Origin of the sequence: Aquibium microcysteis, from assembly GCF_014495845.1 — a bacterium.
In the GTDB taxonomy this organism is placed as follows: domain Bacteria; phylum Pseudomonadota; class Alphaproteobacteria; order Rhizobiales; family Rhizobiaceae; genus Aquibium; species Aquibium microcysteis.
This window is the reverse complement of sequence record NZ_CP061080.1, coordinates 1,029,019-1,052,268: the sequence shown is the minus strand read 5'-3', so window position 1 is coordinate 1,052,268 and position 23,250 is coordinate 1,029,019. Positions and strand designations below refer to the sequence as shown.

Sequence of the window (23,250 nt, the reverse complement as noted above, 5' to 3'; positions counted from 1 at the left end):
CCGGTTCAGCGCATGGCGCCGAGGAAACCGAGCACCGCCCCGCGCATGGCCGGCGTCTCGGCATGGCCCGTGTCGGGATCGGTGAGCCGGAGCAGCGCTTGCTCCGCACCCGCGGCACGATAGGCCTCACGGCACTCGGCGAAGGCAGTCTCGACCGCGTCAGGCGGAGTCAGCGGGTCGCGGTCTCCGGTGCAGACGAGCTGCGGGCGCGGCGCGACCATGCCGGCGATGCGGCCGAAGGAGGTCTGCGCCAGGAGCCCCGGGATCGTCATGTAATGGCCATGCAGGTCGTGCGCGCCGGTGCGGATCAGGCCGGCGAGATCGGCAAAGCAGCACAGATGCGCGACGCGGGCGATGCGCGGCTCGATGGCGGCGAGGAAATAGGCATGCGTGGCGCCCATGGACAGGCCGAAGGCGGCGATGCGGGCGGGATCGACGTCGCTGCGGGCGGCGAGATGGTCGAAGCCGGCGAGAAGGTCGGCCAGCATCTCGCCCATCAGCGTCCTGCCCTGCCACAGGAGTGCCTTGGACAGCGGATCCTCGCGCTCGTCCGCGCTCTCGCCGAAGGTCGGCATGTCGAGGCAGAGCGTCACGAAGCCGCGCTGCGCGAGCAGCGGCCCCCAGGGCGAGAGCAGGCTCGGGCGGCCGTCGAGCAGCTCGGCCGCGCCGATGCCGTAGCGGGCGCCATGGGCGTGGCAGTAGAGCACGGCCGGCAGGCGCCCTGCCGGCGCTTCGGGCCGGGCGAGGAAGGCCCGCGCGCTGCGGCCCTCGCCGAGGTCGAACCGCAGGGTCTCGATGGCCACGCCCGCGCCGGCGACGACGCTGCGCGCCAGCGCCGGCGGGGCATGTCGCGGACGCGCGGGCACGCGGATCAGGTCGCGGAGGGCTGCGGGCGTCACGACCGCGCCCTCCCCGCGCCGGCTTCGATGACGGCCCTGAGCGGCGCGACCGCACCCGCCCGCAGGCCCTCGCCCTCGCGGATGAAGACGCCGCGCAGCTCGAAGCCTTCGACCACGAGGCGCTCGCCGATGACGCCGCGATAGGCGAGGCGGAAGGTTCTGGCATTCCATTCGACGATGCGCACGACGAGGTCGAGACGGTCGCCATTGGCCGCGGGCGACCGGAACGTGGCGCCGACGTCGATCAGCCCGAGCCCGATCGAGCCGAGGCCGTCGCAGATCGCGGCGTGACCGCCGCCATAGCGGTAGAGCAGTGCGTGGAAGGTGGCGTCGAACCAGCGGAAGTGATTCGGATAGTAGACGATCCCCGCAGGATCGCAGTCGCCGAAGCTGACGGGGATGGAATTCTCGTGGACGATCTCGATCATGGCCGACTTCCGGACTGTTGTGCCTCACGCCGCGGGGGCGGTCCGGGACAGCTAGAGCAATGTCGGCAGCGGTTGAACAGGCTCGCGCTGCATCCGCGCGACAATCCCTCGCCTTTCCGCGCACCCCGCTTCCCTGCCCACAGAAATATGATAATTAGGCTCATGTTTTTTCGTTCGCCCTCTACCATATTGTCTGGAACTGTTCTAAAGAGAGGCCACGCCACTCGGACCATGGCAGCGAGGACGACCTATGCGGCTCACACGCCAGACGAACTACGCCATCCGCATCCTGATGTATTGCGCGGCCAACGAAGGCCGACTCAGCCGGATTCCCGAGATCGCGGCGGCCTATACGGTGTCGGAGCTGTTCCTGTTCAAGATCCTGCAGCCGCTGGTCGAGAACCAGCTGGTCGCGACGGTTCGCGGCCGCAATGGCGGGGTGAAGCTCGCAAAGCCGGCCGCCGAGATCACGCTGTTCGACGTCGTGCGCGTGACCGAGGAGAGCTTCGCCATGGCCGAATGCTTCGAGAACGACGCGGCCGACTGCCCGCTGATCGACAGCTGCGCGCTGAACGCGGCGCTGCGCAAGGCGCTCGGCGCCTTCTTCGACGTGCTGGAGAGCTACACCATCGCCGACCTGGCGAAGGAACGGCCGAGCCTGCAGCTCCTGCTCGGCATCGACGCCAACACCGGCCACGCCATCGCCAACTGACGGTGGGCGCCGGCGCCGCCTGCACCCGCCCGCGCGGGGGCTTCCGCTTGCCTGCCGTTCGCCCCATCCCGCCACGCCTGAACAGGAAGGAAGACCCGCCATGTACGTCGCCATGAACCGCTTCAAGGTCAACAAGGGTTCGGAAGAGGCCTTCGAGGCCGTCTGGAAGGGCCGGGATTCGACGCTGTCGGAGATGAAGGGGTTCCGGACCTTCCACCTGCTGCGCGGCGCCACCAACGAGGCCGAGGGCTACACGCTCTACGCCTCGCACACGGTGTGGGCGAGCTACGACGACTTCTCCGCCTGGACGAAGTCGGAACAGTTCCGCGCCGCGCACAGGAATGCGGGGAACAACAAGCCGCTGTACATGGGCCCGCCGCAGTTCGAGGGGTTTACGGCGGTCGAGGGGGCGTGACGGGCTTGCGAAATAGCCGCGAACCGCAGCGCGGCGGGCTACCGTCGACCGAGGCAGCGTGCGCTGCCTTGACCCGCATGCCCTCTTGCCCTATTTCCTCTGGATCGGTGCAGATCGACTGAGATCCTACGGGATCGATAGTGCCGAGGTCGTCGGGAATTCCGCTCGATCACTTGCCTATGGCTGTGGACCTTCGGGTTTGACGTCGTCGAGGATACCCATGGGGGGACCGGTAACGGTCCCCCTCCTCGTTTCAGAAGTAGGGAATCCGGTACCTAGTCATATGTGCGACGAGTCCAAAGGGGCATGACCGCAGTGTCCGGACCATGTCCGACCTGACGTAGGCGCTCTCCACGTACATTTCGAGGGAATGCAGGCTCGGGTCTTCTAGCTGTCTCGCCGAGTTCCTGATCCTGAAGAAGGCGCAATACCTGTGCTGGCCGCCCCCTTCAGAATGCTCGTAAAAGGTGAAGGTGGTCCAGTTTCTTTCACGAGTCAGCGAGACCTTCGAGGTCGGCTTCTCGAACAGGCCGCGGATCATGATGACCAGCCGTCCCGTTTGGCCGTATCTTTCCGGGCAGTAGACCCTGAGCCTGGGGTGGGTCTCGACGACATGGTCACTTTCGCCCAAGGTTTCTCCCTCGCCGAGTTCCCGGGAATAGCAATGTGTCGAATACCGGAGCCACACCCTGTATGTCTGCTTTCCGGTTGGACTCCTCCAATCGAAATCGGTGGTCGTCTGACGCAGATGGCTGAGGTCGATCAAGGTGCCGTTCTGGCGAAAATTATGGTGCTGCATATGGTCAGCGTTGCCTGGAGAGCGGGGCCTTCAGCCGTCTTGCTCTCCCTATAGCGAATTCTCCTCTGGGTTGCGATCAATTCCGGCATAAGACGCACTGAGCCTCCAGGCGTGGAAACGGTGCGGGCAATCGAGGCGCCTTCGTGACGGCATCGGACCTCGCCGGCGGCGAATGTCAGAGCGCGCGGCGCCGACGCGCAGGAGGAAAGCTCCTCCGGAACCGGGCTCGGCTCCGGCCGCCGGGCCGCATCGTTCAGGCCCGCGTCATTCCGGAAGGCGAGCCGCGCGGGGCGCGGTGGAGCCTGCCCGGAATCCATTCTGTGACGCATGACGGTGATATCGACGAGCGGACGATGCCTGCCGCCGCGTCCGCGGAATGGATTCCGGATCCGGATGCCTCCGCTTCGCTCGGCATCCGGTCCGGAATGACGCCAGCGGTGGTCAGCGCCGTCGACTGACGGTGCCCGGGCCGGAACCATCGGATGCAGCGGGGTCGACGAGGATGGGGCGGTGCAATGACGGGTCGGTCGTCATCCTCGGGCTTGTCCCCATACGCGCTAACATAGCTGCCGATGTGCAATTGCGCGCCGTCGTCGCGGTGGCTCGCGCAGTCGGTGGAGCAGACGGTCGATGGGGATCCGTCTGGTTGGTCCCTGCAAGACCGCCAGGGAGATGTTGGCGAGCGCCATGGCTGCGAGACGCCAGATCGGCAGGGCGGCCCGGTTCAGGCGGCCAGGGGGAGAGAGTCCGGCGCCTCGGGACCGAGGGCCGGCAGGTCGTCTTCGGTCAGCAGGGCGGCCAGAAGGGCGGTGTTGATCCACAGGCGCGCCAGGTTGGGATCTTTTGCGCGGAGGTCTTCCAGGCCCACCAGCGACTTCATCCGTTTGAACGCCAGCTCGACCTGCCATCGCAGCCGATAGGTCGAGGCGAGCCGTTCGGGCGGCCAGCCGTCCGACGGGAGCGACGTCAGCAGCACCAGACAACCGGCCATCTCGATGCCGGCCTCGCTGGGCTCGTACCCCGCCTTGGCGGCCAGACGGCGCGCCGCGCGCCTGGCCTTCGCCGCCGCCTCGGGCGGCAGGGGCAGGATCACCACCCGGGCGGCCACCTCGACCTTCGACTTGCGGTCCTGGACCCTCACCGGCCGATCGAGCACGCCCTTCTCGCCCGCCTCGCGGCACAGCGCCAGACGATCCAGCAGCCGACCCTCCCCATCCAGCAGGCGCGGATGGGTCGAAGGGGCGCGAACCAGGAACGCGCCGCCAGCCTCGACCACCCGAGCCAGATCGTCCGCCCTGGCGTGGGCGCGATCGGCGATCCGCAATTCGCCGGCCTGGACGACGCCGCGCGACAACCGCTCGGCATCATGCCGATCGGTCACGTCCACCGAACACAGCCTGAGCCTCGAGAGGTCGAACACCGTATGCACCATCCAATAGGCCCGCTTGGGTCCGGGCGGCGCCACCACCGTGGCGTCGACCGCCATTATCCGCAGTCCGCCGCTCGAACCGGCCAGGGCTTCGGGGCAGCGCTCGGCGAGCAGGTCCGAGACCAGGTCGCCCACCCAGTCGGCACTGGCCTTCAGCCGCCTGAGCATCGCCACGTCGGACATCGACGCCAGGCCTCGCTGCTCGGCCCAGGCCGCCAGCGTGCGAAGCGAAAACCGCCCCAGCACATAGGCGAAACACAACCGCAACAGAATTGTGGCGCTGGACACCTGCCGCTTTCGAAGCAGCGCACCCGCCTCCCGCGCGCTCCTCGTCAACTCCTCCTCCGAGCCCAGTCGCGCGACCAGCTCGTCCCAATTCCATGCGTGCAGCGAATCATTCATGCGCCAAACGAATCACGCGGCGAATGCACCGTCAACGCTATGTTAGCGCGTATGGGGACAAGCCCGAGGATGACGACGCTGGAGCGGCAGGCGGCGTCGGATCGGCGGCGACGGTCGGCCGTCGGATCTGTGGTCTTCGCGGCTTTCCTCTACGCGGACCCCCGACCTTCCCCCTCACGCCGCCGCCAGCAAACTCGCATTGCCCCCCGCCGCCGTGGTGTCGACGCAGACGGCGCGTTCCTGCGCGTAGGCCGCCGGCGCGAGGGTTTCGCTGATCAGCGGGACGATCGGGCCGGCGCGGGCGGCGAGCGCCTGGCGGAGCGCGCGCTGGCGGGTTGGCTCGGCGGCGGAGGCGACGGCGTCGAGGGCGAGGTGGGCCAGTTCGTCGGGCGCGAGTGTGACGTCGAGGGCGGCGACCGGCAGGCCCTTGCCGAGCAGCGGCTGGAGGGCGGCGGGGGCGCCCGGGGCGACGGCGAGCACGGCGTTGCCGAGGGCGAGCGCCTGAACCGCCTGCGCCAGCACGAGGTCGGCGTCCGGGCCGAGGCAGAGCACTTTTCCGCGCGGTGCCAGCATGAGCGAGTTTGCCTCGCCGGTCGGTCCGGGGAGATCGTAGGGGCCGGCTTCGAGGCCGGCGGCCGCCGCGACCGCTTCCGAAGCCTTGCCGCGCAGGAGCTTGCGCAGGGTGCCGATGCGGTCGGCGCGGGTCGGCCAGTCGGAGCCGGCGGCATCGGGGAAGCGCTCGGCGATCATCGCGGCGGTAACGATCTGGCCTGACGCCGTCACCGGCTGTCCTGATGCCGGGGCCTCTCGTCCCGACCCCGGTACCGCATGCTCCTTCGCGCCGACAGCCTGCTCCGTGGCGGCGACCGCCTGCCCCGTCTGAACCATCGGCTGTCCTGCCGCCTCGGTCGGCTGACCTGTCACGCCAAACGCTTGTCCGATTGCGGCGGCCGCCTGCCCCGTCGTGGCGGCAATGGGTACCGCCGCGGAGTTGGTCGCCGCGGCCGGTGCGAAGCGGGACGGACCCTTCCGGAACCGCCGCAGATAATGCGGGCCACCGGCCTTCGGGCCGGTGCCGGAGAGGCCTTCGCCGCCGAAGGGCTGGGAGCCGACGACGGCGCCGATCTGGTTGCGGTTGACGTAGAGATTGCCGACATGGACGGTGTCGACGAAGCGCTGGACGCGTTCCTCGATGCGGGTGTGCAGGCCGAAGGTGAGGCCGTAGCCCATCGCGTTGACGTCGGCGATGACGCGGTCTATCCGGTCGGCCTCGAAGGTCGCGACGTGCAGGACCGGGCCGAACACCTCGCGCTCCAGTTCGCCGATGCCGGAGACGCGGAGGATGTGGGGGGCCACGAAATGCCCCTCGCCCGGCGCGTCGAGCCTGGCCACCAGCCTGCCCTGCGCTTCCATGCCGGCGCAGTAGGCCGAAATCGAGGCCCGCGCCTCGTCGTCGATGACCGGGCCGACGTCGGTCGACAGCTGCGCCGGGTCGCCGACGACGAGTTCGGCCAGGGCGCCGGTCAGCATCTCCATGATCTTCTCCTCGACGTCGGTCTGGACGTAGAGGATCCGCAATGCCGAACAGCGCTGGCCGGCACTCTGGAAGGCGGAGGCCAGCACGTCGCGCACGGCCTGTTCGGGCAGCGCGGTGGAATCGACCAGCATGGCGTTGAGGCCGCCGGTCTCGGCGATCAGCATGGCGTCGGGCGACGCCGTTCGCGCCAGCTGGCGCTCGATCGACCTCGCGACCTCGGTGGAACCGGTGAAGCAGACGCCTGAGATACCCGGATCGGCGACCAGCGGCGCGCCGACCGAGGGGCCGTCGCCCGGCAGCAGCTGCAGGATGTCGGCAGGCACGCCGGCCTCGTGCAGCAGCGCCACGGCGCGGGCGGCGATCAGCGGCGTCTGTTCGGCCGGCTTGGCGATGACGGCGTTGCCGGTGACGAGGGCGGCCGCCACCTGGCCGGTGAAGATGGCGAGCGGGAAGTTCCACGGCGAGATGCAGACGACGACGCCGCGCGCCTGCGTGCCCGCCTCGGCACCCGCGGCCCCGGCGGCGTAGTAGCGTAGGAAGTCGACCGCCTCGCGCACCTCGGCGATGCCGTCGGCCAAGGTCTTGCCGGCCTCGCGGGTGCAGAGCGCGAAGAATTCCGCGGCATGCGCTTCGTAGAGATCGGCGGCGCGCAGCAGCATGGCGGCGCGGTCGGCGACGGGGGTCGCGGCCCAGGCGGGCTGCGCGGCGGCGGCGATCCGCACGGCCTCGCCCGCAAGGGCTGCGTCGGCCTCGACCACGGTTCCCACAGCCTCACCCGGCCGCGCAGGATTGACGATCACGCGGGCGAGACCGCCCTCGCCCGCCGCCGGCGTGATCGGCCGGGCGGTCCAGACCGAACCCGTCATGAAGGGCGCCCGCGCCGCGTCGAGCGCGGCGATGGTGACCGGGTCGGTGATGTCGAAGCCGTGTGCCGCCTTGCGGCCCGCGCCGAAGATCGCCGCCGGCATCGGGATCGCCGGATTGTGCGCCGGTCCCTGGGAGGCGACCACCTCGAAGGGATCGCGCGCGATCGCTTCCGCGCTGACCGCCTCGTCGACGATCTGGTGGACGAAGGAGGAGTTGGCGCCGTTTTCGAGCAGCCGGCGGACGAGATAGGCGAGCAGGTCGGAATGGGCGCCGACCGGGGCGTAGATGCGGCAGCGGGTGCCCTCCGTCCTGCGCACCGCCTCGTGCAGCGCCTCGCCCATGCCGTGCAGGCGCTGGAACTCGAAGGCGTGGGCGTCGTCGGCCATGGCGAGGATCGCGGCCACGGTGTGGGCATTGTGGGTGGCGAATTGCGGGTAGATGCGATCGGTCATGCCGAGCAGCTTGCGCGCGCAGGCGATGTAGGAGACGTCGGTGTTGGGTTTTCGCGTGAAGACGGGATAGCCGGCGAGCCCGAGCGTCTGGGCGCGCTTGATCTCGGTGTCCCAGTAGGCGCCCTTGACGAGGCGCACCATGATGCGGCGGTCGAGGCCTGTCGCCAGCGCATGCAGCCAGTCGATGACGAAGGGCGCGCGCGGGCCGTACGCCTGGACGACGACGCCGAACCCCTCCCAGCCGGAGAGTTCGGGGTTGGACAGCGTCTCTTCGATCACGTCGAGCGACAGGTCGAGCCGGTCGGCCTCCTCGGCGTCGATGTTCAGCCCCATGCGGGCGTCGCGGGCGGCGAGGCAGAGCGCCGTCAGCCGCTCGACCATGACCGGCAGCATGCGATCGCGCTGCGCCTGCTCGTAACGGGGATGGATCGCCGACAGCTTGACCGAGATGCCGGGATTGCGGCGGACCTCGTTGCCGGTCGCAGTGGCGGCCAGCGCGGCGATGGCGTCGGCATAGGCGCGGTGGTAGCGCAGCGCGTCGCCCTCGGTGCGGGCGGCCTCGCCCAGCATGTCGTAGGAATAGAGATAGCCCTTGCGGGTGAAGTCGCGGCCGCGCCGCACGGCCTCGTCGATGCTGCGGCCGAGCACGAAGTTCTCGCCCATCTCGCGCATGGCGGCCGAAACCGCCGTGCGGATGACCGGCTCGCCGAGGCGGCGGACCATGGATCGCAGCGTCCGCTCGATGGTGCCCTCGCCCTCGTCGAGCACGCGGCCGGTGAGCATCAGCGCCCAGGTCGAGGCGTTGACGAAGATCGAGGCCGATTCGCCCGAATGCGCAGACCAGTCGTGCGGCGCGATCTTGTCGCGGATCAGGTCGTCCATGGTCTCGGCGTCGGGCACGCGCAGCAGCGCCTCGGCCAGGCACATCAGCGCCACGCCCTCCTGCGTCGACAGGCCATATTCGGACAGGAAGACTTCCATCAGCTGCCGGTCGGAGGAGGAGCGCACGGTGCGCACCAGACCGGCGGCGCGGGCGGAGATGTCGGCGCGCTGGGCATCCGACAGCCGGGCTGCGGCGACGAGCCGGGCGAGCGCCGCGTCCTCGTCCGGCAGGGTGTTGGCGCGGATGGTTTCGCGCAGATCAGGACGTGTCGGCATGGCGTTGACCCCGGGAAAGGACGGCTGGCCGCGTGCCGCCGCCTCGGGAGGCTGGTCGACGCGCCAGTGGCCCATCATAGCATTTCCCTTGACGGGCGGCCGGTCCATACAGGAGAGAAATCCAGGCCGATCGTCCCGTTTGGCGCGGCCATTTTCAACGGTGCGGACCATGAACGAGCGCCCGACGGATCAACTGGATCGTATCGACCGCAACATCCTGGCGACGCTGTCGCGCGAGGGACGGCTGTCGATGGCGGAACTCGCCGCGCGGGTCGGCCTGTCGAAGACGCCGGTGCAGGCCCGGGTGCGGCGGCTGGAGGCCGACGGCTACATCCGCGGCTATGCGGCGATCGTCGACCGCGAGCGCATGGGCGAAGGCCATGTCGCCTTCGTGCAGGTCAAGCTCTCCGACACGCGCTCGGCGGCGCTGGAGGCCTTCAACAAGGCGGTGCTGGCGGTGCCCGAGATCGAGCAGTGCCACATGATCGCGTCGAGCTTCGACTATCTCCTGAAGGTGCGCACCAAGGACATCGCGAGCTACCGCCGCGTGCTGGGCGAGCGCATCTCGGCGCTGCCCCACGTCGCGCAGACCTCGACCTTCGTGGCGATGGAGACGGTGAAGGATCGCTGAGGCGGCGCTGGCCGTCCTGCACCGGATCGCGGGCATGGGCGGCGAGGCATGGATCCCGGATACGCGCCGCCTCGGTCCGTCCTCCACCCCACGCAGTGGGGGCGGAGGTGGCGTCGCGAAGCGACGACGGAGGGGGGGGCGCGACGCTGATGGATGCGGCGACGATCGTGACGATGGTCGCGACCGTGGAGCGGGGCCGGCGGAGGGACGGCGCCGGCGGTCGGCGGCCTCGTCGTGCACCGGATCGCGGGCATGGGCGGCGAGGCATGGATCCCGGATACGCCGTCCTGCGCTACGCTTGGACGCCGTTCCGGGATGACGAAGCGGAGGGGTGGCGCGACGGTTGCGGAGGTTGCGGAGCAGCCGGCTGCCGATGGGCGCAAGGGTGGCGGTCTGTCGGGCCGTGCCGGACGTGCCGGGCTGCCTCGGGCCGCCGATGCGCGGGAGCATGACGGGAGACCTCGCCACGTCCGTCGTGCCGACCGTTCACCGTCCCGGCTCGGGGCAGCGGGGTCCCCCCTCCGCCTCGCAGCGCTCGGCACCTCCCCCCACTGCGTGGGGTTGGAGGATGGGCGGCGGCGCTGGTGGCAGTCCGTCCTCCACCCCACGCAGTGGGGGCGGAGGTGGCGTCGCGAAGCGACGACGGAGGGGGGGCGCGACGCTGGTGGATGCGGCGACGACCGTGACGACGGGAGCGGCCGTGGAGCGGGGCCGGCGGAGGGACGGCGCCGGCGGTCGGCGGCGCGGACCTCGTCGTGGACCGGATCGCGGGAGTGGGCGGCGAGGCATGGATCCCGGATACGTCGTCCTGCGCTGCGCTCGGACGCCGTTTCGGGATGACGAAGCGGAGGGGCGGCGCGACGGTGGTGGCGGTCGCGGAGCAGCCGGCTGCCGATGGGCGCAAGGGTGGCGGTCTGCCGGGCCGTGCCGGACGTGCCGGGCTGCCTCGGGCTGCCGATGCGCGGGAGCATGACGGGAGACCTCGCCACGTCCGTCGTGCCGACCGTTCACCGTCCCGGCTCGGGGCAGCGGGGTCCCCCCTCCGCCTCGCTGCGCTCGGCACCTCCCCCCCACTTCGTGGGGTTGGAGGATGGGCGGCGGTGCTGGCGGTTGGCTATCCTCCACCCCACGCAGTGGGGGCGGAGGTGGCGTCGCGAAGCGACGACGGAGGGGGGGCGCGACGCTGATGGATGCGGCGCCCGCGGCGGCAACCGGGCGGCACGTGCCTCGTCGTGCACCGGATCGCGGGCATGGGCGGCGAGGCATGGATCCCGGATACGCCGTCCTGCGCTGCGCTTGGACGCCGTTCCGGGATGACGAAGGTGCGGGGGGGGGGGGGCGGCCTCGGCGCTGCCGGTACGAGCGGCATCTGTATACATGGATGATACCCATCGAGGTTCCCCGTGAAAGGCGGCAGGTGGTCTCGATCGCCGTGGGAATGCTTGCGCATCGAATCCGGATTCGGCGCGAAGGCTCTCGTCTGGCCTTCGTTTCGGCGGTCGACGCGGGGGCGAAAGACGAGTGCGAGGCTTGCCGAGGACGGGCGCCGGCGGGGGTGCGGCGCGCGGTGTCCGGTTGACAGGGCTGCTCCTGACGGCCATGATGCATACATGCGGATCGCCGGGAGGAGGAGCCGAAGCTGCTGCGTCGCCTGGCAGCCACCGACCAGAATGCCGTTCCGCCTCTTGCCCGTGGCCCCGACAGACCTTACGCAGCATCCGATCCTCACCCGCACGCCGGCCGGCTTCGCGCCTTCGCCGGCGACCAACCCCCGAACGGCCCGATGCCCGCCATCTTCCCGCTGATGTTCCCGATCCTGTTCCTGATCGGCCTCGGCTTCCTGGCCGTGAAGACGGGCTATGCCACGCCCGCGCAGATCGACGGGCTGGCGGGGTTCGTGGTGAACTTCGCGCTGCCCGCCGTCATCTTCTCCACTTTCACCGGCCAGCACCTGGGAGAGACGATCAACTTGCCCTACCTCGCCGTCTATGCCGGCGGCTCGCTTATCGCCTTCGCGGCGGTGTTCTCGCTGATGGGCTTCGTGCTGCGGCGGCCGCTGACGACGGCGGCGATCGGCGCGCTCGGCGGCACGGGCGCCAACACCGGCTTCATCGGATTTCCCGTGGCCTCGCTGGTGATCGGCGCCCCGGCCTTCGTGGCGATGCCGCTGACCATGCTGGTCGAGAACATTCTGGTCATCCCGCTGGCGCTGACATTGGCCGAACTCGGCCGCGACGGCGGCGGCTCGGTGACGAGCCTGCTTGCGGGGACGGTGCGGCGGCTCGCCGCCATGCCGCTGATCTGGGCGATCTTCGCCGGCACCGCGCTCTCCTTCGCCGAGGTGCCGATCCCCGGCCTGCTGTCGTCGGCGGTCGACCTGCTCGGTCGCGCCTCGGCGCCGGTCGCCCTGTTCGTGGTCGGCGGCGTGGTCGCCGGGCTCAACCGCGGCGACGTGACGGCCGACCTCGGGCCGGTGGTGATCGGCAAGCTCGTCGCGCATCCGCTGGCGGTGGGCGGCATGCTGCTCCTCGTCCCCGGCGTTCCGGCAGGACTTGCCGCATGCGCGATAGTCTTCTCGAGCGCCTCGATGCTAACGATCTACCCCGTCCTCGCCCGCCGCTACGGGCTGGAAACCAAGGCGGCGGCCGCGCTGATCATCGCGACCGTGGCCGGCCTCTTCACCGTCTCGGCTGTGCTGGCGATGCTTCTGGCCCGCAGCGGGGGCGCCTTCTGACACGCCCGGGCGCCGCGGTCCTCCCGCCGCGCCGCCCCGGCCCGACCCGACCCGACCGAATGGAGATCAAATTGGCTGACGAACCCCTGATCCTTTCCGCTTCCTGCTCCAACAAGCCCGGCATCGTGGCCGCCGTGTCGAAGGCGATCTTCGACATGGGCGGCGACATCGCCGACCTGCAGCAGTTCGACGACCACGGCACCGGCCGGTTCTTCTCGCGCGTGGTGTTTTCGGGCGCCACGGCGCCGATCGGGGCGCAGAAGGCACGCGACCTGCTCGCCCCCGTGCTGGCGCCTTTCGGGATGGACTGGTCGCTGCGGGCGCGCAACGAGCGTCGGCGCGTGCTGATCATGGTGTCGCGCTTCGACCATTGCCTGGCCGACCTCTTGTACCGCTTTCACATGGGCGAGCTGAACATGGAGATCGCGGGCATCGTCTCCAACTATCCGCGCGACATCTACCCGAACCTCGCCTTCGGCGACATTCCGTTCCACCACCTGCCGATCTCGAAGGAGACGAAGGCCGAGCAGGAGGCGAAGCTTCTCGACATCGTCAAGGCGGGCGCGGTCGATCTCGTCGTGCTCGCCCGCTACATGCAGATCCTGTCGGAGGAGATGACGGAGCATCTGGCGGGGCGCTGCATCAACATCCACCACTCCTTCCTGCCCGGGTTCAAGGGGGCGAAGCCCTACCACCAGGCGCATGAGCGCGGGGTGAAGCTGATCGGCGCGACGGCCCACTACGTCACCAGCGATCTCGACGAGGGACCGATCATCGAGCAGGACATCGAGCGGGTGAGCCACCGCGACACCGCCGAGGAACTGGTGCGCAAGGGGCGCGACATCGAACGCCGCGTGCTCGCCCGCGCGGTGCGCGCCCATCTGGAGGACCGCGTGCTGATGAACGGCATGCGCACCATCGTGTTTCCGGAGTAGGAACTGCGGCTCCGACGCTCGACCGGTCGCATCTCCTTCGTCGATTGCCGGTCAGCAGAAGCCAGTTTCATCGGACGGCCGTCATCCTCGGGCTTGTCCCGAGGATCTGCCGATTTCCGCGCGGTTGGCGCTTCCGCGCGTTCCATGCGCGGGCAATAGCGCCCTATAAACCGGACGCGGCAGATCCTCGGGACAAGCCCCATACGCGCTAACATAGCGTTGACGGTGCATTCGGCGCGTGATTCGTTTGGCGCATGAATGATTCGCTGCACGCCATGAATTGGGACGAGCTGGTCGCGCGACTGGGCTCGGAGGAGGAGTTGACGAGGAGCGCGCGGGAGGCGGGTGCGCTGCTTCGAAAGCGGCAGGTGTCCAGCGCCACAATTCTGTTGCGGTTGTGTTTCGCCTATGTGCTGGGGCGGTTTTCGCTTCGCACGCTGGCGGCCTGGGCCGAGCAGCGAGGCCTGGCGTCGATGTCCGACGTGGCGATGCTCAGGCGGCTGAAGGCCAGTGCCGACTGGGTGGGCGACCTGGTCTCGGAACTGCTCGCCGAGCGCTGCCCCGAAGCCCTGGCCGGTTCGAGCGGCGGACTGCGGATGATGGCGGTCGACGCCACGGTGGTGGCGCCGCCCGGACCCAAGCGGGCCTATTGGATGGTGCATACGGTGTTCGACCTCTCGAGGCTCAGGCTGTGTTCGGTGGACGTGACCGATCGGCATGATGCCGAGCGGTTGTCGCGCGGCGTCGTCCAGGCCGGCGAATTGCGGATCGCCGATCGCGCCCACGCCAGGGCGGACGATCTGGCTCGGGTGGTCGAGGCTGGCGGCGCGTTCCTGGTTCGCGCCCCTTCGACCCATCCGCGCCTGCTGGATGGGGAGGGTCGGCTGCTGGATCGTCTGGCGCTGTGCCGCGAGGCGGGCGAGAAGGGCGTGCTCGATCGGCCGGTGAGGGTCCAGGACCGCAAGTCGAAGGTCGAGGTGGCCGCCCGGGTGGTGATCCTGCCCCTGCCGCCCGAGGCGGCGGCGAAGGCCAGGCGCGCGGCGCGCCGTCTGGCCGCCAAGGCGGGGTACGAGCCCAGCGAGGCCGGCATCGAGATGGCCGGTTGTCTGGTGCTGCTGACGTCGCTCCCGTCGGACGGCTGGCCGCCCGAACGGCTCGCCTCGACCTATCGGCTGCGATGGCAGGTCGAGCTGGCGTTCAAACGGATGAAGTCGCTGGTGGGCCTGGAAGACCTCCGCGCAAAAGATCCCAACCTGGCGCGCCTGTGGATCAACACCGCCCTTCTGGCCGCCCTGCTGACCGAAGACGACCTGCCGGCCCTCGGTCCCGAGGCGCCGGACTCTCTCCCCCTGGCCGCCTGAACCGGGCCGCCCTGCCGATCTGGCGTCTCGCAGCCATGGCGCTCGCCAACATCTCCCTGGCGGTCTTGCAGGGACCAACCAGACGGATCCCCATCGACCGTCTGCTCCACCGACTGCGCGAGCCACCGCGACGACGGCGCGCAATTGCACATCGGCAGCTATGTTAGCGCGTATGGGGCTTGTCCCGAGGATCTGCCGATTTCCGCGCGGTTGGCGCTTCCGCGCGTTCCATGCGCGGGCAATACCGCCCTATAAACCGGACGCGGCAGATCCTCGGGACAAGCCCGAGGATGACGGCGGAGGTGTTGCGCCGATCGGCGACCGCAAGGGCCGTTGGACCAAGGGCTGCCCGCACTGCGGCGTCGTCTCGACACGCTTCGAGACGAGAAAAGCCCCGCTCCGGCCTTTGCCGGAGCGGGGCTTTTCCGTTGGGGACCGCTGCCGAAGCATCAGGTCCGCCGCATTGGCGTCAGGTGCGGGGCGTCAGGTGCGCAGCACCCGGTATATGGCCGGGATGACCAGGACCGTCAGGATGGTCGAGGACGCCAGCCCGAACAGCAGCGAGATCGCCAGGCCCTGGAAAATCGGGTCGGTGAGGATGACCGCCGCGCCGATCATGGCGGCGAGCGCGGTGAGCAGGATCGGCTTGAAGCGGATCGAGCCCGCCTCGATCAGGATCTCGGTCAGCGGCCGGCCGGCACCGCCGGCGTGGCGGATGAAGTCGACGAGCAGGATCGAGTTGCGCACGATGATGCCGGCGAGCGCGATGAAGCCGATCATCGAGGTGGCCGAGAACGGCGCGCCGAACAGCCAGTGCCCGCCCAGGATGCCGATGAAGGTGAGCGGGATCGGCGTCAGGATGACCAGCGGCACCTTGAACGAGCCGAACTGTGCCACGACCAGGATGTAGATGCCGAGCAGCGCCACCATGAAGGCGGCACCCATGTCCCGGAACGTCACCCAGGTGACCTCCCACTCGCCGTCCCAGAGCAGCGTCGGGACCGATTCGTCCTGCGGCTGGCCGTGCAGCGCGATCACCGGCTTCTCGAGCCCGGTCCAGTCCTGCGCGTCGATCGCCTCCTGCACCGCGAGCATGCCGTAGAGCGGCGCCTCGAAATCGCCGGCGAGTTCGGCCGTCACCATTTCGGCCGCGCGGCCGTTGTGGCGGAAGACCGGGTAGGAGGCGGTCTCCGCCTTCAGTTCCACCACGTCGCCGAGTTCGACGACACCACGCGCGCCGGGCAGCACGTTGGCGGGGATCGGCGTCGTCAGGAAGCGCTCGTCGAGGGTGCGTTCGCCCTTCGGCCGCTCCAGGCGAATGGCGATCGGCTGGCGTCCGCCGCCGCGATGCGAATAGCCGACCGTCTGCCCGCCATTGAGGATGCCGATCGTGTCGAACACGTCGCCCTCCTCCACCCCGAAGAATTCGAGGTCGTCGGTGGAGATCGTGAGGCGAAGTTTCCGCGCCTGCTCGCCGTAGGAATTGTCGACGTCGACGATGAAGGGCACGGAGCGGAAGGCCGCCTCGACCTTTGCGGCGACGAGCCGCCGCGTCTCGGCATCCGGTCCGTAGATCTCGGCCAGCAGCGTCGCCATGACCGGCGGCCCGGGCGGCGGTTCGACGACCTTCAGGCTGGTGCCGGCCGGCACGGGCAGGCCGGCGATGCGCCGGCGGATGTCGAGCGCGATGGCATGGCTCGAGCGCGACCGCTCGGCCTTGGGCAGGAGATTGATCGCGACCTCGCCCTGCTGCGGTTCGGTGCGGTAGAAGGAATGCCGCACGAGGCCGTTGAAGTTGAAGGGTCCGGCGGTCGCCGCATGGGTCTGCACCGACTTCACCTCCGGCAGCGCCAGCACCTCTCCGGCCACCGCCTGCGCCACCGCGTCGGTGGCCTCGACGGAGGCGCCCTCGGGGAGGTCGATCGTGACCTGCAGCTCCGACTTGTTGTCGAAGGGCAGGAGCTTCACCGTCACGTCCTTCGTATAGAAGAGCGCCAGCGAGCCGAGGGTCAGGACGCCGACGGCGAGAAGGAAGATCCAGCTGCGGGCCTTGGACGCCAGGATCGGCCGCGCGGTTGCCGCGTAGATCCTGCCGAGCATGCCGCCATGGGCGTGGTCGTGATGGGCGGGCATCGGCGCCTTGCCGGCCGTCTTCAGCATCAGCCAGGGCGTGACGATGACGGCGACGAAGAAGGAGAAGATCATCGCCGCCGAGGCGTTGGCCGGGATCGGGCTCATGTAGGGGCCCATCATGCCCGAGACGAAGAGCATGGGCAGGAGAGCCGCGACCACGGTGAGCGTCGCGACGATGGTCGGATTGCCGACTTCGGCGACGGCCTCGATGGCCGCCTGCTTGCGGTCGCGTCCGTCGCCCATGCCCCAGTGGCGGGCGATGTTCTCGATCACGACGATGGCGTCGTCGACCAGGATGCCGATCGAGAAGATCAGCGCAAAGAGCGAGACGCGGTTCAGCGTGTAGCCCATCACACGGGAGGCGAAGAGGGTGAGGAGGATGGTCACGGGGATGACCACGGCCACCACGACCGCCTCGCGCCGGCCGATCGCGAACCAGACGAGCAGGATGATCGACACGGTGGCGAGGCCGAGATGATAGAGGAGTTCGTTCGCCTTCTCGTTGGCGGTCTCGCCATAGTCGCGCGTCACCTCGACGGCGATCTCCTCGGGGATGAGCCGGCCTTCGAGGCTTTCGACCCGGTGCAGGATCGCTTCCGCGACGGTGACGGCGTTGGAGCCGGCGCGCTTGGCGACGGCGACGGTGACCGACGGCACCCGAACCGGACCGCCCTCGCCGCGCGTCACGGTGGCGACATAGGTGTCGGCGCCGTCCTCGGCGAAGCCGATGTCGGCGACGTCGCGGACATAGACCGGGCGCCCGTCGCGGGCCGTCAGCAGGAGATTGCCGATCGCGGCCGGAGATCCCAGCGTCTCGCCGGCAACCAGCATCACCTGATCGCCGCCGTCGCGGACGCGGCCCGCCGGGAAGGCGCGGTTGGCGCTCTGCACCTTGCCGGCCAGCTGCTGCAGCGTCACGCCGAACAGCGCGAGCTTTTCGGGATCGGGCGCGATGCGGATGCGCTCGTCCTGGTCGCCGACGAGATAGGTCAGGCCGACATCGTCGATCCTGGCGATCTCGGTGCGCAGTTCGCGGGCGATGCGGGTCAGGGTGTTGGCGGTGACGGTGGCGGCCGCCTCCGGCTTCGGCGAGAGCGTCAGCGAGACGATGGCGACGTCGTCGATGCCGCGGCCGACGATCAGCGGCTCGGGCACGCCGACGGGAATGCGATCCATGTTGGCGCGCACCTTGTCGTGGACGCGCAGCACGGCCGAATCCGACGAGATGCCGACGACGAAGCGCGCGGTGACCAGCACGCCGTCGTCCTGCGTCTGCGAATAGACGTGCTCGACGCCGTCGATGCCCTTGACGATCGTCTCCAGCGGCTCGGTGACGAGCTTGACGGCGTCCTCCGCCTTCAGGCCCGAGGCATCGACGCGGATGTCGACCATCGGCACGGAGATCTGGGGTTCCTCCTCGCGCGGCAGCGTCATCAGCGCGACGAGGCCGAAGGCGAAGGCCGCGATGAGGAACAGCGGCGTGAGCGGCGAGCCGATGAAGGCCCGCGTCAGGCCGCCCGCGATGCCGAGCGGCGTGCCGTGCGGTGTCTCTGGGGATGTCATGGCAGCTCCACCACGTCACCGGCCGACAGACCGGTCAGGACTTCCAGCGTGCCGGCGTCGCCGACCAGCGGCTCGCCGAGGACGATCGCGCGCGCCACGGGCTTCCCGTCGTGCAGCACCGAGACGAAGTCGATGCCGGACCGCGTCGTCACCGCATCGCGCGGGACGACGAGGCCCTGGCGTTCGCCGACGGGCACTTCCACGAGGACGCGCGCGTCGACGAAGGCGCTGTCCAGCCCCTCGACCTCGACGTCGGCGACGACGCGGCCGTTCTCGATCTGCGGATAGATCTTCGCCAGGCGCCCGGTCAGCTGCCTGCCGTTGCCGGTGATCCGGATGCCGGCGCCCGGCACGAGCGTTCCGGAATGGCGTTCGGGGATGGCGAGCCGGAGGAAGAAGCCGCCGCCGCCGAGCGTCGCGATCTCCTCGCCGGCCATGACGACGGCGCCGCGGGTGACAGGCACGGTGAGCACGCGACCGTCGGCGGGCGCCAGCACGGCACCCTCCTGGCCCTGCTGCACGACAACCGAGCGCTGCGCCTGCGTGGCCGCGATCTGGTTCAGCGCCACGTCGACGTCGGTCCTGAGCTGGTCGAGGCGCTGCGCCGTGGCGATGCCCTTGTCGACCAGCGACTGGCCGCGCTCGAGCTCGGACTGCGCCCTGGCGAGCTGCGCCTCGAGGGCGCGGAGCTGGGCATCATAGGAGGCGATCTGGAACTCGATCTTGTCGTCGCGTACGGTGGCGATGCGCTGGCCTGCGGCCACCTCGTCGCCCTCGGTCACGAGGAGGTCGACGACGATGCCGCCGATGCGTGCCCGCGCGGGCACGAGATCGCGTGCCTCGACGCGGCCGTAGACCGCCTTCCATTCCGTGATGGCGATCGGCTCGACAGTGAAGCCGGCCGCAGCCGCCGGGGCGGCGGCCAGAAGGGCAGCGGTGAGGAGGGCAAGGCGCATCGCGTCGATCCCGGGTTCAGAAGGCGCAGCCCGGCTTCACGCCGAACCGCCTGAAGATGGAAGCGGCCGGGCAGAAGCCGGTGAAGGCGGACTGCAGCAGGTTCAGACCGATGAAGACGGTGAACCAGACGAAGAGCGGCGACACCCAGGCCGTCAGCGCGACGGACAGGAGCACCATGACGCCGGCGAAGGCGAGGACGGAACGATCGAGGGACATAGGGAATCTCCGTTTCGAATTAACACATGATCACTTATGCATGTGTTTTGGAAAGTTCAAGGCCCGGGACGCCGTTTCCCGACACGGACCGGGTCAGGCCTGCTGCCCGCCGGCGCCGGCGTCGATCCGGATCTCCTTGAGCTTGTCGATGCCGAGCACCTGCAGCGCCAGCTTCTCGTAGAAGGGCTCCGCCTGGCCCGACCGGATCTTGTGCAGGAAATACTTCTCGAAGCCGATCTTGGCGGTGTGGACCCATTTGCCCGAGGCGGACCAGTTGACGTTGCGCGGCGGGATCTGCGGCTGCGCGACGAAGGCGATGCCGGAATCGCCGAAATCGGCGAGGCAGACGGCGTTCCAGGTGCCCTGCGCGTCGGGCGCCCTGCCCTCGACGAGGCGGGCGATGTTGTGGGCGGTGGCGGTGACCATGGATTCGATCATGAAGCCGGTCTTCGGCACGCCGACGGGCACGGGCGTCTTGCCGACCGGCGGGATGGCGACGCAGACGCCGATGCCGAACACCTCCGGATAGGCGGGATTGCGCTGGTGCTGGTCGACGAGGATGAAGCCGCGCGGATTGGTGAGACCTTCGATTCCGCGCACGGCCTCGACGCCGCGGAAGGCCGGGAGCATCATCATGAAGTTCTGCGGCACGGCGTGGACCTGGCGGACCGAGCCGTCCTCGGCGATCTCGCTGGCATGCAGCATGCCCGGCTCGATGCGGTCGACGCGGGCGTTGCAGATCCACTTGATGTGGTGCTGGCGCAGCTCGCTCTCGAGCAGGCCCCTGGTGTCGCCGACGCCATCGAGACCGAGATGGCCGACATAGGGCTCCGACGTCACGAAGGTCATCGGCACGCGGTCGCGCACCCTGGCGTCGCGCAGCGCCTTGTCGAGGATGAAGGCGAATTCATAGGCCGGGCCGAAACACGAGGCGCCCTGCACGGCGCCGATCACCACCGGCCCCGGATTGGCGACGAGGCGGTCGAAGGCGTCCTTCGCCTGCAGCGCGTGGTCGACGTGGCAGACCGACTGGCTGTTGGCGGCGGGGCCGAAGCCCTCGATCTCGTCGAAGGCGAGATCGGGTCCGGTCGCGATGACGAGATAGTCGTAGGCCAGGCGCGCGCCGTCGGTCAGCTCGATCTGCTTCTCCTTCGGATGCACCTTCGCGGCGCCCTGCGGATGCAGCTCGATGCCGCGCTTGCCGAAGACCCTGGTGAGGTCGACCTCGATCGCCTCCCTGCTGCGCCAGCCGACCGCCACCCAGGGGTTCGACGGGACGAAGGAATAGCGGCTGCCCTTGTTGACGACCGATATCCTGTGCTGCCTGCCGAGCGCGTCGCGCAGCTCGTAGGCCATGATTGTGCCGCCGAGCCCGGCGCCGAGAACGACCACATGTGCCATGTCTTCTCCTCCACGGTTTCAGATGCGGCCGAACAGGCCATCGCCGCCTATAGGCCCTGAGGAGAGAATGGTCGTTGACGCAGATCAATTTAAATGAACACATGTTCATATGACGAGTGGCTCGGCTGGTCCTCGCCGTCCGATCCCGTTCTTGCGGTCCCCGCGACGCGCCGAGCCGACAGGGGCTGGCCGGTCCACCATGACGAAGGGGCGCCCGGCGGACGCCCCCTCGATGACGGTCGGACTTCGGCGCGCTCAGGCGGCTTCGTAGGTCACGCCGTCGTCTTCGGCGGTGCCGATGACGTGCCAGACGGTGGCAGCACCCGCGCCGTCGTTGCGGATCCAGTGCTTCTGGCCGGCGGGCGTCTTGACGAGATCGCGCGGTCCGAGTTCGACCTCGACGGTCTTGCCGTCGTCTTCCCAGCCGACGACCAGCGAGCCTTCGAGCACCAGGAACGCATCCTCGACCGGGCGGACGAAGGGCTTCAGCGCGACGCGGGACGGGATGCCCCACATTTCCTTGCGGCAGCTGTCGGTGGCGAGCCCGCCCTGGCCGACATAGACCTTGCGCGTGAAGCCGGCCTTCTCCCAGATGGTGGGCTGCAGCGCATGGCGCACGACGTATTTCGCCATCAGCTGCTGCAGCGGGTGGGTGCCCTTGGGATCGAACCTCATGGTCTTGCCGGGCTCGGCGCCGAAGCTGCGGGCGAGTTCGGGGGCGTGGTCCTTCGGGTGGTAGTGGTAGACCGGCGGCAGCGGCTTGCCGACGTCGACCGAGATGGTCATCAGCACCGGCTCGACGCCGTCGACGCGGAAGCCATGGCCGATCTCGCGGGCGTTGAGGATCATGTCCTTCGGCCCGAGATTGACCTCGACGACCTCGCCGTCCTTCTCCCAGCCGACGACGAGCGCGCCGTCGATGATCAGGAAGCTCTCCTCGATCTCGTGGCTGTGGCAGGCGGCGTACTTGCCCGGCTCCTTGTAGATGAGGCTGAGGGTGAAATGGTCGGGCTTCAGGGTCGTCGTGTCGCCGACCTTGGGCGAGCCGCCGGCGCCGATGTAGCGCATCTGGGCGCGGGCGAGATCGTCAAAGCCGACATTCGACGGAAAGGCCTTCCAGTCGAAGGTCTTGTCGGTGAAGCGGCCGGTGTGGGCGGCGAGCGCCTCGGCGAGCGTGTCGAAGTTCCGGTACTGTGCGGTCATGGCGGGTTCCTTCCTGCGGTCAGCCTCGAACTGACGCGAACCTAGACGAGGCACACTTTGCGGGCGAGGCTGCGTTTTGCTGGCAAAGCAGGATCGGGTGATGTAGGGCCTTGCCGGCAGACACGGCGAAGGATCAGGGACGATGGCAGACGAACCCGGCGGCGACCGCTATCTCGTTCCGGGCCTCGTGCGCGGCCTGACGGCGCTGAAGCTGTTCACGCCCGAGCGCCCCGCGCTGTCGCTGACGGAGATCGCGCGGGCGCTCGGCATCTCGCGCTCGGCGGCGTTCCGCACGGTCTACACGCTGACCGAGATGGGCTGCCTGCTGCATGACGAGCGCGAGCAGCGCTATGCGCTCGGCCCGGGGGTGATGCGCCTGAGCTATGGTTATTTCGCCACCCGCGAGGTGGTGGAGATCGCGCAGGGCGAGCTGGAGAAGCTGCGCAGCACCTCCGGCTGGTCGGTGCATCTGGGCGTGCGCGACGGGACGTCGGTGCTCTACCTGATCCGCATCGCCGGCGATCGCCACAATGCGGCGATCGTGCAGGTCGGCAGCAGGCTTCCCGCTCGCAGCACGACGCTCGGACGGGTGCTGCTGGCCGACCTCGAGGAGACCGAACTCGTCTCGCTGTTTCGCGCCGATGCGGCAGGTCTGTCGAAGGGCCGGTCCCCTGCCCTGCCCGGCATCCTGTCGCGGGCCGCGCAGGACCGCCTGGCGGAAGTTGTGGTCCATGCCGGCGATTTCGAGGCGGGCATCGTTTCGGCCGCAGCGCCCGTGCGCGACATGACGGGCCGGGTGGTCGCGGCCATCAACGTCACGGCGCCGCATACGCCGGAGGCGGTCGCCGACGTCGAGGGCGCGGTGCGGGACTCGCTGCTGTCGGCGGCGCGGAGGATTTCGCGCATGCTGGGCTGGGACGGCGCGATGCGGGCGCCGCAGGAGCGTTGAACACGGGTGGCGGCCCTTGCCGCCCGGCCGATCGCAGAGATGGCGTTGCAGCCCCCTGCGGCAGTCGCT

General features: G+C 69.3%; 17 protein-coding genes. 7 read left to right on the top strand and 10 right to left on the bottom strand.

Annotated features, from left to right (window positions below):
* Positions 1 to 5: 5 nt before the first annotated feature.
* On the bottom strand, positions 6 to 899 hold the full coding sequence (locus tag IAI54_RS04715; RefSeq protein WP_235679253.1) for an alpha/beta hydrolase family protein: 894 nt from the start codon (positions 897 to 899) through the stop codon (positions 6 to 8).
* The gene (locus tag IAI54_RS28890; RefSeq protein ID WP_235679252.1) at positions 896 to 1,327 is read right to left on the bottom strand and encodes an acyl-CoA thioesterase; all 432 of its coding nucleotides are present in this window, start codon (positions 1,325 to 1,327) and stop codon (positions 896 to 898) included. Before IAI54_RS28890 ends, IAI54_RS04715 begins: the two co-directional genes overlap by 4 nt.
* Positions 1,328 to 1,577: 250 nt before the next feature.
* Here IAI54_RS28890 and rirA point away from each other — a divergent pair, with 250 nt between their 5' ends.
* Positions 1,578 to 2,039 carry an iron-responsive transcriptional regulator RirA gene (gene rirA / locus IAI54_RS04710; protein WP_187971254.1) on the top strand — a complete coding sequence of 154 codons (462 nt, stop codon included), beginning with the start codon at positions 1,578 to 1,580 and terminating at the stop codon, positions 2,037 to 2,039.
* A 100-nt stretch (positions 2,040 to 2,139) separates the two neighbouring features.
* Positions 2,140 to 2,454, top strand: coding sequence for a heme-degrading protein HmuQ (gene hmuQ / locus IAI54_RS04705; RefSeq protein ID WP_187971253.1), 315 nt, complete (start codon positions 2,140 to 2,142; stop codon positions 2,452 to 2,454).
* Between the two features lie 253 nt (positions 2,455 to 2,707).
* On the opposite strand, the gene IAI54_RS04700 is transcribed toward hmuQ, so the two are convergent.
* The 3 genes from IAI54_RS04700 to putA form a co-directional block, all read right to left on the bottom strand.
* Positions 2,708 to 3,220 (bottom strand): hypothetical protein, encoded by a 513-nt coding sequence (locus tag IAI54_RS04700; protein ID WP_187971252.1) that lies wholly within the window; start codon positions 3,218 to 3,220, stop codon positions 2,708 to 2,710.
* A 757-nt stretch (positions 3,221 to 3,977) separates the two neighbouring features.
* Positions 3,978 to 5,018 carry an IS4 family transposase gene (locus IAI54_RS04695; protein WP_235679251.1) on the bottom strand — a complete coding sequence of 347 codons (1,041 nt, stop codon included), beginning with the start codon at positions 5,016 to 5,018 and terminating at the stop codon, positions 3,978 to 3,980.
* 240 nt (positions 5,019 to 5,258) lie between these two features.
* Entirely contained in the window at positions 5,259 to 9,098 is a 3,840-nt protein-coding gene (gene putA, locus IAI54_RS04690) for a bifunctional proline dehydrogenase/L-glutamate gamma-semialdehyde dehydrogenase PutA (protein ID WP_187973017.1), read from the bottom strand.
* 169 nt (positions 9,099 to 9,267) lie between these two features.
* Here putA and IAI54_RS04685 point away from each other — a divergent pair, with 169 nt between their 5' ends.
* The 4 genes from IAI54_RS04685 to IAI54_RS04670 all read left to right on the top strand — a co-directional run bounded on the left by IAI54_RS04685 (position 9,268) and on the right by IAI54_RS04670 (position 14,759).
* Positions 9,268 to 9,729 carry an Lrp/AsnC family transcriptional regulator gene (locus tag IAI54_RS04685; RefSeq protein ID WP_187971250.1) on the top strand — a complete coding sequence of 154 codons (462 nt, stop codon included), beginning with the start codon at positions 9,268 to 9,270 and terminating at the stop codon, positions 9,727 to 9,729.
* A gap of 1,783 nt (positions 9,730 to 11,512) precedes the next feature.
* On the top strand, positions 11,513 to 12,463 hold the full coding sequence (locus IAI54_RS04680) for an AEC family transporter (RefSeq protein WP_187971249.1): 951 nt from the start codon (positions 11,513 to 11,515) through the stop codon (positions 12,461 to 12,463).
* A 71-nt stretch (positions 12,464 to 12,534) separates the two neighbouring features.
* Positions 12,535 to 13,398, top strand: a complete 864-nt coding sequence (gene purU, locus IAI54_RS04675) for a formyltetrahydrofolate deformylase (protein WP_420838263.1) — start codon at positions 12,535 to 12,537, stop codon at positions 13,396 to 13,398.
* A gap of 254 nt (positions 13,399 to 13,652) precedes the next feature.
* The gene (locus tag IAI54_RS04670) at positions 13,653 to 14,759 is read left to right on the top strand and encodes an IS4 family transposase (protein ID WP_187971247.1); all 1,107 of its coding nucleotides are present in this window, start codon (positions 13,653 to 13,655) and stop codon (positions 14,757 to 14,759) included.
* Between the two features lie 483 nt (positions 14,760 to 15,242).
* On the opposite strand, the gene IAI54_RS04665 is transcribed toward IAI54_RS04670, so the two are convergent.
* The 5 genes from IAI54_RS04665 to IAI54_RS04645 all read right to left on the bottom strand — a co-directional run bounded on the left by IAI54_RS04665 (position 15,243) and on the right by IAI54_RS04645 (position 22,232).
* Positions 15,243 to 18,455: an efflux RND transporter permease subunit gene (locus IAI54_RS04665; RefSeq protein WP_187971246.1), complete on the bottom strand. Its 3,213-nt coding sequence runs from the start codon at positions 18,453 to 18,455 to the stop codon at positions 15,243 to 15,245.
* Positions 18,452 to 19,411 (bottom strand): efflux RND transporter periplasmic adaptor subunit, encoded by a 960-nt coding sequence (locus IAI54_RS04660; RefSeq protein ID WP_187971245.1) that lies wholly within the window; start codon positions 19,409 to 19,411, stop codon positions 18,452 to 18,454. Before IAI54_RS04660 ends, IAI54_RS04665 begins: the two co-directional genes overlap by 4 nt.
* A gap of 16 nt (positions 19,412 to 19,427) precedes the next feature.
* Positions 19,428 to 19,628 carry a YgaP family membrane protein gene (locus tag IAI54_RS04655; RefSeq protein ID WP_187971244.1) on the bottom strand — a complete coding sequence of 67 codons (201 nt, stop codon included), beginning with the start codon at positions 19,626 to 19,628 and terminating at the stop codon, positions 19,428 to 19,430.
* A gap of 93 nt (positions 19,629 to 19,721) precedes the next feature.
* The gene (locus IAI54_RS04650) at positions 19,722 to 21,029 is read right to left on the bottom strand and encodes an NAD(P)/FAD-dependent oxidoreductase (RefSeq protein WP_187971243.1); all 1,308 of its coding nucleotides are present in this window, start codon (positions 21,027 to 21,029) and stop codon (positions 19,722 to 19,724) included.
* A gap of 255 nt (positions 21,030 to 21,284) precedes the next feature.
* On the bottom strand, positions 21,285 to 22,232 hold the full coding sequence (locus IAI54_RS04645) for a cupin domain-containing protein (protein ID WP_187971242.1): 948 nt from the start codon (positions 22,230 to 22,232) through the stop codon (positions 21,285 to 21,287).
* A gap of 142 nt (positions 22,233 to 22,374) precedes the next feature.
* On the opposite strand from IAI54_RS04645, the gene IAI54_RS04640 reads away from it, so the two are divergent.
* Positions 22,375 to 23,181 carry an IclR family transcriptional regulator gene (locus tag IAI54_RS04640; RefSeq protein ID WP_187971241.1) on the top strand — a complete coding sequence of 269 codons (807 nt, stop codon included), beginning with the start codon at positions 22,375 to 22,377 and terminating at the stop codon, positions 23,179 to 23,181.
* Positions 23,182 to 23,250 lie beyond the last annotated feature (69 nt).